Below are 16,147 nucleotides of genomic sequence, written 5' to 3'. Positions count from 1 at the left end.
TCAAGAAAGGTCAAGAAAACAAAAGCTTTCCAAAGTGACTGGTTAGCAATTTTCATCTCGAATTCTAATATGAGAATGATTGTTATTTGCATGCAGTGGGGAAAATAATGAAGGACAGGCAGGCCGCCGGAAGCGGTTTGGCATCGAGGGCGGCAGCACGGTCAGTGGCTGGGGCGGCAACACCGCGGGGCATGCCGAGGGCGCAATGGACGAAGGGGCTGGCCGCGGTCTGCGCGGCCTCGGGCATGACGGGGGCCTGGTCCCAGGCGCAGGAGCCCGGGGCGGACGCCACCCTCGCCACCGTGGTGGTGACCGCGGCGGGCAGCGCGCAGGATATCCGCGATGCGCCCGCGTCGATCAGCGTGGTCACGCGTTCGGAACTGGAAAACAAGGCTTACCGCGACATCAACGACGCGCTGGTCGAAGTGCCGGGCGTGATCGTCAGCGGCGGCGGCGACCGCACCGACATCAGCCTGCGCGGCATGGGCGCCAAGTACACCCAGGTGCTGATCGACGGCAAGCGCCAGAGTTCGCGCGAGACCCGCACCAACTCCGACTCGTCCGGCGTCGAGAGCAGCTGGACCCCGCCGCTGGCCGCGATCGAGCGCATCGAGGTGGTGCGCGGCCCGATGTCATCGCTGTATGGGTCCGATGCCATGGGCGGCGTGGTCAACATCATCACGCGCAAGGTGCCGAAGCAATGGACCGGCGAGCTGCGCGGCGACGCCACGCTGCAGCAGCACAGCGACTCGGGCAACCAGTACCAGGGCAACTTCTACCTGGCCGGCCCGCTCAAGAGCGACCTGCTGGGCCTGCAGCTGTACGGCCAGAGCACGCATCGCATCGAAGACGACATCGAATACGGCTTCCGCGGCCGCCGCGCCGAGAGCCTGACCGCCAAGCTGGCGCTGACGCCCACGCGCCAGCATGACATCGTGTTCGAGGCCACCGGCATGCGCCAGCAACGCAGCGAGACCGTGGGCAAGACCGTGCTCCCGCTGCCGCCCGGCACGCCGTGCCCGCGCACCGGCTGCCCCACCTCGTCCGAGACCGACTACCGCAGCGAGAAGTACGCGTTGTCGCACACCGGCCGCTGGGGCTTCGGCGTCTCCGACAGCTATATCCAGCAGGAGGAGTTCGACAACCGCAGCCGCCGGATGAAGATCAAGAACCTGGATGCGCGCACCAGCTGGGCCATGCCGCTGGGCAGGCACATGCTGTCGGTCGGCGCCGAATACCTGAACCAGCGCCTGAACGACCAGACCGGCAACCAGATCGCGGGCGGCCCGAACCAGGTCGAGCGCTACCAGTGGGCCCTGTTTGCCGAGGACGAATGGCGCCTGGCGCAGAGCTTTGCGCTGACCGGCGGCGTGCGCATGGACCATGACCAGAACTTCGGCCAGCACTACAGCCCGCGCCTGTACGGCGTCTGGCACGCGGCCGAGCGCTGGACCGTCAAAGGCGGCGTGTCCAGCGGCTTCCGCGCGCCGGACCTGCGCCAGACCGTGGCCGGCTGGGGCCAGACCAGCCGCGGCGGCAACATGTACGGCAACCCGGACCTGAAGCCCGAGACCATGGTGTCGCAGGAGCTGGGCCTGCTCTACGACAAGGGCAACGGCCTGCAGGCGGGCGTGACGCTGTTCAACAATGACTTCAAGGACAAGATCACGCGCGTGGCCTGCCCGCTCACGCAATGCACCGACGGCCCCAACCAGTTCGGCGCCGCCCCGACCACGTACATGAACGTGGACCGCGCCTACTCGCGCGGCGTGGAAGCCAGCCTGCGCTGGCCCATCGCGCAGGCGTGGTCGCTGACCGGCAGCTACACCTATACCCGCTCGGAACAGAAGACCGGGCAGTACCAGGGCCAGCCGCTGAACCAGCTGCCGATGCACCTGCTGGTGGCCACGCTGAACTGGCGCCCGTCGGAAAAGCTCAACGCCTGGGCCCGCCTCAACTACCGCGGCAAGGAAAGCCAGCCGATCACCGGGCCGTCTTCCAGCACCGTGGTGGCGCCGTCATACACCTTCGTCGACCTGGGCGCGACCTACGCGGTGACCAGGAACGTGTCGGTGTTCGCCGGCATCTACAACCTGTTCGACAAGCAGGTGAACTACGCCGACTACGGTTATGTCGAGGACGGCCGGCGCTACTGGATGAGCGTGGCGGTCAAATTTTGAAGGAGGGGTTTTGGGTTGTGGCACGTACGCGTCGCCGCTCGCCTGGCGCTGACGGTCTCGGCCTCCGAGGCTGTTGAAGGCTCGACTTCGTTGAGGCTTCCGCCCTCTCCCGCAAGCGGGAGAGGGCAGCAGACAAGCGGGACGCGAAAATCCTTTGGGCTCGCCCGCGACAACGCGTGCGAGCACAGCGACGCACTCCGTGCCAAAGCAGCAGACCTGAGATAGGGAGCGCGCGCAGCGCAGCCGAAGGCGTCCCACCAATAACGCCGTTAGTAGGTGGCCACCGACCTAAAGTCGGGTTCGTCCATCCGCCCCCGAACGCCAGGCACCTCCAGGTAGCAATCAGCAGGGTGGAACCACCAACCGCCGGACCGCCAGTCAACACCGTTCGAACCACCAACGCCGCCTTAGCCAGCCGCCTAGGCGACGCGTTTTTTGGCTACTTTTTGGCGCTCGGCCAAAAAGGTGACCCGCCCAGCAGGGCGGAGCCAGGCGGTTCGATCGCCGACAGCATGTCACCAACAGCAACCAATTACTCACCGCGAGCACGGTACGCTCACCGCGAAGCCCCCCCATCTTCCGCGCGGCACGTTGCCGGCACCTCGCCGTAGCGTGCCATCAACGCCCCGGCAACCGCATTGGTCCAGCCAAAGCCGTCCTGCAGCGGATACTCGCCGCCGCCACCGCCCTGGGCGGCCCCTTCGATATGCCGGATGCGGTATTTCTCCACCAGCTTGCATTCGTGGGTGTAAAGGCTGGCCACAGTGGCCAGCCAGCGCTGCGCGATCTCGCGCGCAAGGGCCTCGTGCCCATAGCGCTCCAGGCCGCATACCGCCAGCCATTGCAGCGGCGCCCAGCCATTGGGATGGTCCCATTGCTGGCCCGAGGTGCACTCCGTGGTGGCCAGGCCGCCGTCGACCAGCAGCCGGTCCTGCAGTGTCCGCGCCACCGCTTGCGCCTGCGCCGCACTGGCCAGGCCGAGATAGAGCGGCATTACGGTGGCCGCGGTCAGGTACCGGCGCGGCGCGCCGCGGCACCAGTCGTAGTCGACGAAGACACCCGCGGCGCCGTCCCACAGATATTGCAGGATGGCCGCCTCGCGCCGCTGCGCCGCGGCGCGGTAAGCCTGCGCCGCGGCATCGCCGGCCTGCTCGCACAGCGCCGCAAGCCGCGTTTCCAGGTGCCATAGCAGCGCATTGAGGTCGACCGGCAGCATCGCCGTGGTGCGGATGGTGGCCAGGTCGGCGGGCTGGCCGGCGCGCGGGTCGGGCGCATCGAGCCAGCGCGAGCTGAAGTCCCAGCCCGACTCCGCCGCGGCGCGCAGGTCGCGGAACACCATATGGTGCGGCCGGCCGCTGCGCAGCGCGGTCTCCATGTCTTCGAGGAAGGCCTCCTCGCGCGGCCATGGGCGATCGTCCCAGTAGCGGTTGAGCAGCGCGCCGTCGGGCAGGCAGACCACGCGGCGGTGCGCATGGCCGGGGCACAGGCCGTCGGCGCCGTCCATCCAGAACGCGTATTCGCGGCGCAACTGCGGCAGGAAGTCGAGCGCGCTGGCCAGTTGCTCGCGTTCGAGCAGGTCCACCATCAATGCAAAGACCGGCGGTTGCGAGCGGCTCAGGTAGTAGTTGCGGGTGCCGTTCGGCACCAGCCCGTAGGTGTCGATCAGGTAGGCGAAATTCCGCGTCATCTCCACCATCAGGTCGCCGTGCCCGCTGCGGGCCAGCCCCTGCATGGTGAAGTAGGAATCCCAGTAATAAAGTTCGCCGAAGCGCCCGCCCGGCACCACGTAGCGGTGCGGCAGCGGCAACAGCGACGACAGCGGCGGATGGGCCACGGGCGCGCGCGTCAGCACCGGCCACAGGCCGTCGATATGCTCGCGCAGGGTGCTGGCCGGATCGGATACATAGTGGCTTTCCGGCACGGTGGCGCGGGTGAAGTACGCCTGCACGAAATCCCCCAGCGAGAAGCCGGGCGTGTCGCGGCTCTCGCGATAGCGTGCCACGATCAGTTCCGGGTCGCAGTTGGGAATGCAGTCAGGGAAGGTCTTGCTGTCGGCGAACAGGCCGCTGTGCTGGACGTCGACAAACAGCTCGCAATAGCGCGCCGCGGGCGACAGCACGTCGGCGCAGGCACAGCCCGGCAGCGTGTGCGGCGGCGGGCAGTCGCGGTGCGTGATCCAGGCGGGCTGCGCCGCCGCATGGATCTTGCCGGGCGCCGCGGCCGGCCCGGCCACGGCGCCGGCCCCGTCGGGCGTGGCCGGGGCGCTGCTTGGCACCGTGCTGCCGCTGGCGGCGCCGTGCAACGGCGGCACCGGGGATTCGGGATCGGGCTTGCCGGTCGGCCGCATGGACGCCTCCTTGTACCGGCCGCGGCCGGCTCCGATGGGATAGAGGTAGGAGCCGCAGCGCGCACGGTAAGTTCGCCGCCGCGCCGCAAAGCGGCGCATATGCCACGCCGGGGCCAGCCCGCTCCCGCTACACCTCCTTCTCGCCGTGCTGCACCGGGATCGCCGGCGCCGCCTCGCGCATGCCCAGCTGCATGAAGATCCAGGCCGACGCGCAGGTGATCAGCCCCATGCAGACAAAGGTGGCATGGAAGGCCGGCAGCACCGCGGCGGGATCGCCGCCAAAGCGGTGCTGGAACGTTGCCAGCAACGCCCCCGCCGCGGTCACGGCCAGGCTCATCGACAGCATCTGCACCATCGACAGCATGCTGTTGCCGCTGCTGGCGCCGGCGCCGCTGAGGTCCTTCAGCGTGACCGTGTTCATCGCCGTGAACTGGATCGAATTGACCATGCCGAACAACGCCAGCAGCGGCACCAGCAGCCACAGCGGCAGCTGCGGCGTGATCAGCGCGAAGGCCGCCATCACCAGCCCCACCACGAAGGTGTTCGACACCAGCACGCGCCGGTAGCCATGGCGCTGGATCAGCCGCGTGGCGAGCCGCTTGGACGCCATGCCGGCCGCGGTGACGGGCAGCATCATCAGGCCGGCGTCGAGCGGCGCATAGCCCAGGCTGACCTGCAGCGTCAGCGGGATCAGGAACGGCATCGAGCCATTGCCGATGCGCGCGAACAGGTTGCCCAGCAGCCCGACGCTGAAGCTGTGGATGCGGAACAGCCGCAGCGGGAACAGCGGCTGCTTGCGGCGGTTGGCGTGCAGACCATAGGCGGTCAGCGCGGCCATGCTGGCGATCAGCAGCATCAGCACGGTGGCGTGCTGGAAGCCCAGCCCGGCCAGGCCATCGAGCGAGAACGACAGCGCCAGCATCGCGGTAGCCAGCAGCAGGTAGCCCGCGATGTCGAAGCGGCCGACGCCGGACAGCCGCGCATTGGGCATGTAGCGCACGGTGGCCAGCGCCCCCAGCACGCCGACCGGCACGTTGATCAGGAAGATCCAGTGCCACGACAGCGCCTGCGTCAGCCAGCCCCCCAGCGTGGGGCCGATCAGCGGGCCGATCATGCCGGGGATGGCGACGAAGCTGAGCGCCTGCAGGTACTGCTCGCGCGGGAAGGTGCGCAGCACCGACAGCCGCCCCACCGGCAGCAGCATCGCGCCGCCCACGCCCTGCACCACCCGCGCGCCGATCAGGAAGTTCAGCGTCGGCGCGTAGGCGCACAGCAGCGAGCCGGCGACGAACAGCGCGATCGCGGTCTGGAAGATGTTGCGGGTGCCGAAGCGGTCGGCCAGCCAGCCCGAGGCCGGGATGATCACCGCCATCGTCAGCGAGTAGGCGATCACCACCGACTGCATGCGCAGCGGGCTCTCGCCCAGGCTATGCGCCATCGACGGCAGCGCGGTGTTGACGATGGTCGAATCCAGCGTCTGCATGAAAAAGCCGACCGCCACCACCCACAGCATGATGCGGCGGGTGCGGTTGTCGGGCGCGGGCGAGGTCATGGTGCGGCTCCGGGTCCGGCCGGCGCCGCGGTGACCCGGTGCGCGTCGGCCAAAGCCGACACCTTAAAGGGCAACGCCGGCCGAGGCAATCGGCGCCCCGCTTACAGCGCGGCGCGCAGCCCGATGAAGAAGCGCCGGCCCGGTGCCGGCTCGAAGTAGCGCCCGTTGGCCTCGTTGACGATGACCGAGCCGATGTAACGCCGGTCCGCCAGGTTGTCGATGCGGCCGAACAGGTAGAAACGCGTCGTGCCGATACGCAAGGCATAGCCGGCGCGCAGGTTGATCACGGCGTAGCCCGGGGCCGCCTGGGTGTTGAGGTCGTCGGCATAGACGCGGCTGTCGACGCGCAGCTCGGCCCCCAGCGTCAGCGGCGCGAGCGGCCGCCACGACAGGTCGGCGGCCAGGCTGTGGCGCGCGGTGCCGGGCAGGCGGTTGCCTGCCGCCACGGCCAGCCCCTGCGCGTTGATGAAGCCGTCGCCGAAGTACGCATCGAGCCAGGTATAGGCCAGTCCTGCCTCGATCCGGCTGCCGCCGCCCTGGCCCGGCGTGCCGACCTGATCGAGAAAGCCGCCGCGCCAGCCCAGCTCCAGGCCGCGCCGGCGCACGCCGCTAACATTCTGGTAAACGGTGCGCCCGGCATTGTTCGATTGCGGCACCACCTCGTCATGGCTGTCGGCGTCGAACAGCGCCGCTTCCAGCCGCTGCCCCGCCGCCTGCCATTTGATGCCGATCTCGCCCTGGCGGCTGGTAGAGGCCTGCAAACCCAGGTTGCTGCCGACGCCGCCGGGGCCGTAGGCGACCTCGGTCAGCGTCGGGGTCTCGAAGCCCCGGCCGAGGTTGGCGTAGACATTGAGCGAATCCAGCGCATGCCAGACCACGCCGAGCACCGGGCTGACATTGCTGTAGCTGGCGTGGCCGCTGTCGTCGGGGCTGGCCGCGGTGATGAAATGATCGTCGATGCCCAGCCGCACCCGGCTGGCGCGCGCCCCGCCTACCAGTTGCCAGGCCGGATGGAAAGTCCAGTCGAACTGCGCGAAGGCGCCGAGGTCGGTCGCGGTATTGGTTTCATCGCGGCGCAGCGCCCCCTGCGTGCCGTTCTGGTTGACGTAGCCGTTGCGGCCGTCACGCATGCCGTTGGCTTCGATCCCGGCGCTCCACAGCAAGGGCAGACCCGCGGCAGTGGTGGTGCGCCGGCTCCACGACAGCGCGGCACCGCCGAACGTGCGGTCCAGGTCGACGATGCCGCCGGATGAGTTGGGCGCGGCGCCGCTGAAGCCCAGCCGCTGGTACAGGTTGCGCGTACCGCCGTACAGCCGTGCCGACACGTTGTCGCTGCGGCTGATCTGGTGGTCCACCACCACCCCGGCCTGGGCCTGTTCGACGGTCTTGCCGGTATCGAACTGGGTGGCCGCGGCCACGGCCTGGCGCGGATCGGCATCGGCCTGCGCGCGGGTCAGGCCCAGCGGGTCCTGCGCCAGCGGCTGGTTGAAGTAGTTGAACTGGCCGGTCACGCGCGTGCCGCCGGCGGGCTGCGCCACCACCCTGGCATTGAGCTGGTAGCGGCGCGCCGCGCTGTGCTCGCGATAGCCGTCGGTCTGGTAGGTCCACGCGTCGAGCGAGCCGCCGAGGCGGTCATTGCCGCCGGCCAGCGCCACGCCGGCCTGCCACTGGCCGTCGGCGCCGAAGCCGGTCGAAACGCGCCCGGTGAACCCGTCCGTGGGCGGATCGGGGGAGAACACCTGCACCACCCCGCCCGAGGCATTGCCATACAGCTGCGCGAACGGGCCGCGCAGCACCTCGACCCGGCTGGCATTGGCGAGGTCGGCCGTCGACGCCTGCCCCTGCCCGTCCGGCATGGTGGCGGGAATGCCGTCGACATACAGGCGCACCCCGCGCACGCCGAAGGTCGAACGCGTGCCGAAGCCGCGCACCGCCAGCTGCAGGTCCTGCGCATAGTTCTGCCGGTCGCGCACCGCCACGCCCGGCACGCCGGCCAGCACCTCCGACAGGTTCACCAGCGGCGTGGCGCTGCGCAGCGGGTCGACCGGCACGCTGTCAACCGCGGCGGGCGCGTCGAAGCGGCGTTGCTCGCTGCGCGTGGCGCTGACCACCACGTCCGGCAGGGTCTCGCCGGTGGCCACGGCAACGGCCGCGCCGGGCGCGTCAGCCGCCCGCGCCGCGGCGCCGGCCAGCACCAGCGCCGCGCACGCGAGCCGGCAAGCCGGGTGGAAACAAGAGCGGGAACGGCGCTGCTGCCGCAGCGCCGGGATCTGCCTGCCGCCTGGGTTCATGGGAATCGGGAGCGGTTGCGGGTGGGGCGCGGAGTCGGGCAGCGCCCGGGCGGGGTGGATATGGCGCAACTTTATCCCGGCCGCAGCGCGGTGGCTACGCGCCGCGGCGCCGGGAAAACCCGTGGACCGGCGCCGGGGCCACCCGCGAACTCAAGTTCAGAAAATTTCAACAACTGGTTGCGGATTCTGCCCTGCCAGCGGCGCTTCACGCCCCTACACTTCCTTCACCAGCCGCTGCCGCCCGCAAACTCTCACCGAGGCAACGCAGCATATCGATATTCAGATTTTCGAAATCAAAAGGATCGACAATCATGACCACCGCCTCCACCCGCGTTGCCATCGTCTACCACAGCGGCTACGGCCACACCGCCCGCCAGGCCCAGGCCGTCGCGCGCGGCGCCGGAAGCGTCGCGGGCGCCGAAAGCCTGCTGATCCCGGTCGAGGACATCGACCAGCACTGGGACACCCTGGAACAGGTCGACGCCATCATCTTCGGCGCGCCGACCTACATGGGCAGCGCCTCGGCCCAGTTCAAGGGCTTCATGGACGCGACCTCGCGCAACGTGTTCGCCAAGGGCGGCAAGTGGGCCAACAAGGTGGCCGCAGGCTTTACCAACGCGGCCTCGCGCTCCGGCGACAAGCTGGCCACGCTGCAGCAGATCGCCATCTTCGCGGCGCAGCACGGCATGCACTGGGTCAACCTGGGCCTGCCCCCGGGCCACAACAATTCCAAGTCGAGCGAGGACTCGCTGAACCGCCACGGCTTCTTCCTGGGCGCGGCGGCGCAGTCGGATGCGGATGTGAGCGCCGAGGTGGCGCCGCCGCCGGCCGACCTGCGCACCGCCGAACACCTGGGTGCGCGCGTCGCCGAAGTGGCGCAGCAGCTGGTCGCGGGCCGGCAGGCGCTGGCGGCGCTGAAGGAAGCGGCCTGAGGCCGCTCAGGGCCGGGCCAGCCGGGCGCAAGCCCCTGCCCGGCCGGCAAGCGTGGCACTGGCCCCGCTGTCCGAGACCCGATTCCTGCGACGGCCCTGCGCTCAATACAGGACTTGCAGCGCATCGAACAACTCGATGTCCCGCTGCGCCGCCGAACGCGCGCGGCGCCGGATTTCCTCCAGCAGGCAGTCGGTGAAGCATTGCGCGGCGGGGCTGCGCATGGCGTTATGGCGGGTAATGATGCCAAGCCGGCTGGTCTCGAACCGCTCGGCCAGAGGCAGGGCCTGGACCCAGCCCCGCATCGGCTCGGCCAGCAGCAGCGGCTGCGGACAATAGCTGATCATGCCGGCATTGCGCACTAACTCCAGCAGCAATGCGGTCGAATGCGCGCAATGCAGGCGGGCGGGATCGATGCGCGCCTCATGCTGCCAGAACAGGTTGCGCATAAAGGGTTCGTAGCTGGCCGCGGTGTAGTTCACGACCCAGTCCTGCTCCAGCAGCCCGTGCAGCGAGCGCGTTTGCGCGCATGGATGCCCGCGCCGCGCGATGACGCATGAGTCATAGGCAAGCAACGGCTCGCATTCGAATTCCTGCGTGGACATCGCCGCCGTAAACGGCCCCACCGCGAAGTCGAGGGTGCCTTCGCGCAAGCGCGGCAAGGCCACCGCGGTCAGTCCTTCGAAGATCTCCACCTGCACGCCGGGCATGCGCTCGCGAAAGCGCAGCAGCACGCGCGGCAGGAACGTCAGCATGACCCACGGCGTGACGCTCAGGCTCACCCGTCCCACTCCTTCGCCGCGCAGCGTAGCCAGTTCTTCACTGGCGCGGGCGAGTTGCCCGACCACCAGCCTGGCATGTCCCAGCATGCGTTGCCCCGCTTCGGTCAGCGCCACGCCGCTGGCGGTGCGCGACAGCAACGGCAGGCGCGCCTCGCTTTCCAGCTCGCGCAGCGCCTTGGTCAACGCCGCCTGCGACAGCCCGACCAGCCGGGCGGCGGCGCGGATGCTGCCGGCATCGGCCACCGCGACAAGGGCCTGGATCTGGTGCAGTTTCATCGGCATGGGGGCTCCGGGAAGGTGACAACCATTGGTTGTCAGGATAACAGTATTGCGGCTGGCGGCTCATGCGGGCGCTGCATAAGATCGGTCCACACCATTCCCCGCCAGCACCTCCCGGAGACGCCATGCAACCCGATCCCGTCCTGCCCGGCATTCGCGCTATCGAAGCAGCGATGGTGGACCTGCGCCACCGCATCCATGCCAACCCCGAACTGGGCTTCGAGGAATTTGCCACCAGCGACCTCGTGGCCAAATGCCTGCAGGGCTGGGGCTATGCCGTGCATCGCGGCCTGGGCGGCACCGGCGTAGTCGGCACGCTGCGTCATGGCGAGGGCCGCGCCATCGGCCTGCGTGCCGACATGGATGCCTTGCCGATCCAGGAAACCACGGGCCTGCCCTATGCCAGCAAGCTCGACGGCAAGATGCATGCGTGCGGCCACGACGGCCATACCGCCACGCTGCTGGCCGCCGCCCGCTACCTCGCTGAAAACAAGTCCTTCCAGGGCACGCTGCATGTCATCTTCCAGCCGGCCGAGGAGGGCATGGGCGGTGCCCGCGAGATGATCCGCGACGGCCTGTTTCGCCTGTTCCCGTGCGACGCGGTCTTCGCGCTGCACAACATGCCCGGCCACCCCACCGGCAAGTTCGGCTTTTTGGGCGGGCCGTTCATGGCGTCATCAGACACCGTCACGATCCGCGTCAGCGGGCGCGGCGGCCACGGCGCGGTGCCGCACCGGGCCGTCGATCCGGTGGTGGCGTGCGCATCGATGGTGATGGCCTTGCAATCCGTGGTGGCGCGCAACGTAAATCCGCTCGACATGGCGATCGTCACCGTCGGCGCGATCGAAGCCGGCAAGGCGCCCAATGTGATTCCGGAAAGCGCCGAGCTGCGCCTGTCGGTGCGCGCGCTGAAGGCCGACGTGCGCGACCTGCTGCAGGCACGCATCACCGCGCTGGCCCATGCGCAGGCCGAGAGCTTCGGTGCCACCGCCGAAGTGCGCTACGACCGCCGCTACCCCGTACTGGTCAACGACCCGGCCATCACCGCTTTTGCACGCGAGGTCGCACGCGACTGGCTGGGCGCGGACGGCCTGATCGAAGACATGGCGCCGCTGACCGGCAGCGAGGATTTTTCTTTCATGCTGGAAGCCTGCCCGGGCTGCTACCTGATCGTCGGCAACGGCGACGGCGAGGGCGAGGGCGGCTGCATGGTCCACAACCCCGGCTATGACTTCAACGACGACTGCCTGCCGCTCGCGGCCACCTACTGGGTAAAGCTGGTCGAGCGCTACCTGGGCTGACCCGCGCCCGCCATCCGCCAAGACCGGCCCGCAGGCCGGCGCCACCCTTCATGGAGACACTGCATGTCGACACCACTTCCCGCGCAGCCTGTGGACAGCGCCTTCGTCGCGCCGGTCCCGCGCGCCGCGCCCCGCCGCCGCGCGATCGCCGCCATCACCATCGGCAATGGCCTCGAGTTCTACGATTTCACGGTCTACAGCTTCTTCGCCGTGCTGATCGGCAAGCTGTTCTTTCCGGTTTCCGGCGGCATTGGCCAGCTGATGCTGTCCCTGGCGACCTTTGGCGTGGGCTTTGTCGCGCGCCCGCTCGGCGGCTTGCTGATCGGGCTCTATGCCGACCGTGTCGGGCGCAAGCCGGCGATGGCGCTGACGCTGTGGCTGATGGGGCTGGGTTCGCTGCTGTTCGTGGTCGCGCCCACCTACGCGCAGGCAGGCATGGCGGCGCCGCTGCTGATCGTGCTGGCGCGGCTGCTGCAGGGCTTCGCGCTCGGCGGCGAAGTCGGCGCCTCGACGGCCCTGTTGATGGAGTACGCCGATGACCACTCGCGCGGCTACTACGGCAGCTGGCAGCTGTTCAGCCAGGGCGTCAGCGTGCTGCTGGGCGCGGTCGTCGGGCTGTCGCTGACCAACGGGCTGTCGCCCGACGCGCTGCAAAGCTGGGGGTGGCGCGTGCCGTTTGCCATCGGCATCCTGGTCATCCCGCTGGGTCTCTATATTCGCCGCCACCTGGAGGAAACCGCGGGGACGCCGGCCGCCGGCGCGCCGGGGCATGAACGCGCCGGCCTGGCCGCGATCTTCGGTGCGCACGGGCGCGTCGTGGTTGCCGGCGTGCTGGTAACAATCGGCGGCACCTCGGCAACCTATATCGTGCTGCACTACATGACCAGCTACGCGGCAACGGTGCTGAAGATTCCGCTCGGGCTCAGCATGGCTGCAGGCTGCGTGGCCGCGCTGGTGCAGGTGGCACTGTCTGCGCAAGCCGGCCGGCTGTCGGACCGCATCGGCCGCAAGCCCGCCATCCTGTGGTCGCGCGTGGCCATGCTGGCGCTGATCTACCCTGCCTTCATGCTGCTTAACGCGCGGCCGTCGCTGGGGATGCTGCTGGCAGTGGTCGCGGTGCTGGCGCTGCTGCTAGTGCTGAATACGGTGCCGTCGGTGGTGCTGATCACTGAGCTGTTCCCGCGCCGCATCCGCGCAAGCGGGCTGTCGGTGGTCTATTGCATCGGCGTGCTGGTATTCGGCGGCTTTGCCCAGTTGATTGCCACCTGGCTGATCGACCTGACCGGCAATGCCAGTGCGCCGGCGCTCTATGTGATCGGCTGCGGCCTGATTTCACTGGTCGGGCTGGCGATGGTGCCCGAGACTGCGGGCAAGCGACTGAATTGAGTCAATGCCAGCCCGGGACGGATTGCCCATATTCCCCGGCACGGGCAGCCCATGCCGGCCAGCCACCGCAGGTCGCCTTCGTTACCAAAAATCTGCTAAAGCCCTCGCCCTTCCCCGCCGTTAATCAATGGGGTCGCATTGGGACGGAGACGGGAGACGGAGATGCAGAATCTTGGCATTCGCATACGCCTGGGCGCGGCGTTTGGGGCCATGTGGTCGCTGATGGCGATCGGGATCGCGGTAGCCGTGCCGCGCATGCAGGACGGCGCCGATGCGCGGCGCGTGCTGATCGCGCTGGCCGCAGTAGCGCTATGCGTGGCCGTAGGCGCGGTCTGGGGCCTGGCGCGCAGCATCGAGGCGCCGCTGTCCGAAGCCGTCCATATCGCCGAAACCGTGGCCGCGGGCGACCTCAGCCAGGAGTTCAACACCGACCGCGGCGGCGAGTTCGGCCGGTTGCTCGGCGGGCTGGGCGAGATGGAAGACATGCTGACCGACCTGGTGACGCGCATCCGCACCGCGACAGACTCCATTACCGACGCCTCGCACCAGATTGCTGCCGGCAATACCGACCTGTCGCAACGCACCGAAGAGCAGGCCGCGGCGCTGCAGCAAACGGCGTCGAGCATGGGCGAACTGACCGCGATGGTGCAGCAGAACACCGAACGCGCGCGCGCCGCCAACGGCATGGCGGCCAGCGCCTCGGGCATCGCCGCGCGCGGCGGCGAAGTGGTCGGCAACGTGGTGCAGACCATGTCCGCGATCAGCGCCAGCTCGCGCAAGGTCACCGATATCATCGAAGTGATCGAAGGCATCGCCTTCCAGACCAATATCCTGGCGCTGAACGCCGCGGTGGAAGCGGCCCGCGCAGGCGAACAGGGCCGCGGCTTCGCCGTGGTCGCGGGCGAGGTGCGCACGCTGGCACAGCGCAGCGCCGCGGCGGCGCGCGAGATCAAGCAGCTGATCGACGCTTCGGTGCAGCAGGTCGACAGCGGCTCGGCCCTGGTCGGCCAGGCCGGCGCAACCATGCAGGAAATCGTGCAGGCGGTGGCCAGCGTCACCGGCCTGCTGGGCGAGATCACCGCGGCGTCGGAACAGCAAAGCGCCGGCATCGCCGAGGTCAACCAGGCCGTGGCGCAGATGGACACGGTCACGCAACAGAACGCGGCACTGGTGGAGCAGGCGGCCAGCGCTTCCCAGGCGCTGGCCGGGCGGGCGACGGAGTTGCAACAGGTGGTGGGGGAATTCAGGCTGTAGAGTTTGCACAACCGTGGCGGGGCGGGAACTACAGGGAGGGATTGGGGAAACGGCGGGAGTCCCGACGAAGTCAGGCTTGCGGTATGCCACCCCCTGCCCTCTCCCCCGGCCCCTCTCCCGCAAGCGGGAGGCGGGCGCAAACACGCGGCAAACGCTGCGCTTCAGTGCCTCATGCCGTAACGCTCACCGGCAGCACCGACTGCACCGACGCCACAAAGCGGTCGACGATATTGTCGATATCCCGCGGCGTGCAGATAAACGGCGGCGCGAACAGCACGTGGTCGCCATGCACACCGTCGACGGTGCCGCCCATCGGATAAACCAGCAGCCCGTTCTGCATCGCCGCGGACTTGAGCCTCGCGTGCGTCTTCAGCGCGGGATCGAGCGTGGCCTTGCTGTCGCGGTCGGCGACGAATTCCACGCCGACGAACAGGCCGCGACCGCGCACATCGCCCAGGTTGGGGTGGTCGCCCAGCGCCTCCCGCAGCCGCTGGCGCAGCTGCTCGCCACGGGCCACCACGTTGGCCAGCAGCTTGTCCTCGGCGATCGCGCGCTGCACCGCCAGGGCCGCGGCGCAGGCGGTGGCGTGGCCGATATAGGTGTGGCCGTGCTGGAAAAAGCCGCTGCCGCCGACGATGGCGTCATAGATCCGGCGCGTCGACAGCATCGCGCCGATGGGCTGGTAGCCGGCGCCGAGTCCCTTGGCGATGGTGATGATGTCGGGCACCACGCCGTCCTCCTCGCAGGCGAACAGGTAGCCGGTGCGCCCCATGCCTGACATCACTTCATCGAGGATCAGCAGCACGCCGTATTTGTCGCACACGGCGCGGATGCGCTTCAGGTAGTCGCCCACCGGCGGCACCGCGCCAGCAGTGGCGCCCACCACGGTTTCGGCGACGAAGGCCGCCACGGTTTCGGGTCCGAGGTCAAGGATCCGGGCTTCCAGTTCGTCGGCCAGCCGCCGGGCGTATTGCGCATCGGTCTCGCCCGCCTGGCGGTCGCGGTACGCATAGCAAGGCGACACGTGGTGCGCTGGCACTAGCAGCGGCAGGAACGGCTCGCGCCGCCAGGCGTTGCCGCCGATGGCGAGCGCGCCGAGCGTATTGCCGTGATAGCTCTGGCGGCGCGCGATGAAGTGGCGGCGCGCGGGCTGCCCCACCTCGACAAAGTACTGGCGCGCCAGCTTCAGCGCCGATTCCACCGCCTCGGAGCCGCCCGAGACGAAGTAGACATGATCGAGATCGCCCGGCGCGGCCTGCGCCAGGGTCTCGGCCAGCGTCTCCGAGACCTCGGTGGTGAAGAACGAGGTGTGCGCATAGGCAATGGTGTCCAGCTGCGACTTGATCGCCTCGATCACGCGCGGATGGCCGTGCCCGAGGCACGACACGGCGGCGCCGCCGGAGGCGTCCAGGTAGCGCCGGCCGGTGCTGTCGATCAGTTCGATGCCCTGCCCGGCCACGGCAAGGGGCAGCTGCTGGCGCGGATTGCGATGGAATACATGGGTCATGATGGTGTGGTGGTGACAGTGTGGTCGGTGGCAACGCGGCGCAGCACGCGGCCTGGAAGATGCGGACAGCGCGCTGGCATCCCCCGCCTGTGCAGACTATTGCCAGACCTGCGCGCCGTTGACCCCACAAGGGTGGCGAGCGACCGCCGTCTTTGTGGCTGCCTTTGCTTTTGCATCTCGATATCCCATGCAGTAGCTGGGGTCCGCTCGGTCAGCCGCTGGCAGTATAGGGGCAGTTCCGCGGCTATTGCAACATTTGTTTCCTTGTCGAATGAAACGAGACAATTAAAACAGTAGCTCACTATCAACCTGTGAGCTGTGAAGCGATTTCCTCACCG

Annotated in this window: 10 protein-coding genes; 5 read left to right on the top strand and 5 right to left on the bottom strand. The window is 68.7% G+C overall.

The window, feature by feature from the left end; genetic code table 11:
• Positions 1–191: 191 nt before the first annotated feature.
• Entirely contained in the window at positions 192–2,180 is a 1,989-nt protein-coding gene (locus A3AG_RS0126500; RefSeq protein WP_018008311.1) for a ligand-gated channel protein, read from the top strand.
• Between the two features lie 556 nt (positions 2,181–2,736).
• On the opposite strand, the gene treF is transcribed toward A3AG_RS0126500, so the two are convergent.
• From treF to A3AG_RS0126485, 3 genes are all read right to left on the bottom strand, one after another.
• Positions 2,737–4,527, bottom strand: a complete 1,791-nt coding sequence (treF, locus tag A3AG_RS0126495; protein ID WP_035849787.1) for an alpha,alpha-trehalase TreF — start codon at positions 4,525–4,527, stop codon at positions 2,737–2,739.
• A gap of 127 nt (positions 4,528–4,654) precedes the next feature.
• On the bottom strand, positions 4,655–6,079 hold the full coding sequence (gene mdtD / locus A3AG_RS0126490) for a multidrug transporter subunit MdtD (RefSeq protein WP_018008309.1): 1,425 nt from the start codon (positions 6,077–6,079) through the stop codon (positions 4,655–4,657).
• Between the two features lie 101 nt (positions 6,080–6,180).
• Positions 6,181–8,370 carry a TonB-dependent receptor family protein gene (locus A3AG_RS0126485; RefSeq protein WP_018008308.1) on the bottom strand — a complete coding sequence of 730 codons (2,190 nt, stop codon included), beginning with the start codon at positions 8,368–8,370 and terminating at the stop codon, positions 6,181–6,183.
• A gap of 311 nt (positions 8,371–8,681) precedes the next feature.
• Here A3AG_RS0126485 and A3AG_RS0126480 point away from each other — a divergent pair, with 311 nt between their 5' ends.
• Positions 8,682–9,302: a flavodoxin family protein gene (locus A3AG_RS0126480; protein WP_018008307.1), complete on the top strand. Its 621-nt coding sequence runs from the start codon at positions 8,682–8,684 to the stop codon at positions 9,300–9,302.
• Positions 9,303–9,404: 102 nt separating this feature from the next.
• Here the strand turns inward: A3AG_RS0126480 and A3AG_RS0126475 are convergent, their stop codons facing one another.
• Entirely contained in the window at positions 9,405–10,364 is a 960-nt protein-coding gene (locus tag A3AG_RS0126475; RefSeq protein WP_018008306.1) for a LysR family transcriptional regulator, read from the bottom strand.
• Positions 10,365–10,486: 122 nt separating this feature from the next.
• Between A3AG_RS0126475 and A3AG_RS0126470 the strand changes: the two genes are divergently transcribed.
• The 3 genes from A3AG_RS0126470 to A3AG_RS0126460 all read left to right on the top strand — a co-directional run bounded on the left by A3AG_RS0126470 (position 10,487) and on the right by A3AG_RS0126460 (position 14,302).
• Positions 10,487–11,662, top strand: a complete 1,176-nt coding sequence (locus A3AG_RS0126470; protein ID WP_018008305.1) for a M20 aminoacylase family protein — start codon at positions 10,487–10,489, stop codon at positions 11,660–11,662.
• A 63-nt stretch (positions 11,663–11,725) separates the two neighbouring features.
• Entirely contained in the window at positions 11,726–13,048 is a 1,323-nt protein-coding gene (locus A3AG_RS0126465) for an MFS transporter (RefSeq protein WP_026164491.1), read from the top strand.
• 162 nt (positions 13,049–13,210) lie between these two features.
• Complete coding sequence (locus tag A3AG_RS0126460) at positions 13,211–14,302, top strand: methyl-accepting chemotaxis protein (protein ID WP_018008303.1); 1,092 nt, start codon at positions 13,211–13,213, stop codon at positions 14,300–14,302.
• 169 nt (positions 14,303–14,471) lie between these two features.
• Here the strand turns inward: A3AG_RS0126460 and A3AG_RS0126455 are convergent, their stop codons facing one another.
• Complete coding sequence (locus A3AG_RS0126455) at positions 14,472–15,809, bottom strand: aspartate aminotransferase family protein (RefSeq protein WP_018008302.1); 1,338 nt, start codon at positions 15,807–15,809, stop codon at positions 14,472–14,474.
• Positions 15,810–16,147: the final 338 nt, after the last annotated feature.

The organism is Cupriavidus neocaledonicus (assembly GCF_000372525.1).
Lineage (GTDB): Bacteria > Pseudomonadota > Gammaproteobacteria > Burkholderiales > Burkholderiaceae > Cupriavidus > Cupriavidus neocaledonicus.
Note: the sequence above shows the minus strand (reverse complement) of the source record. Positions and strands in the feature narration are given on the sequence as shown.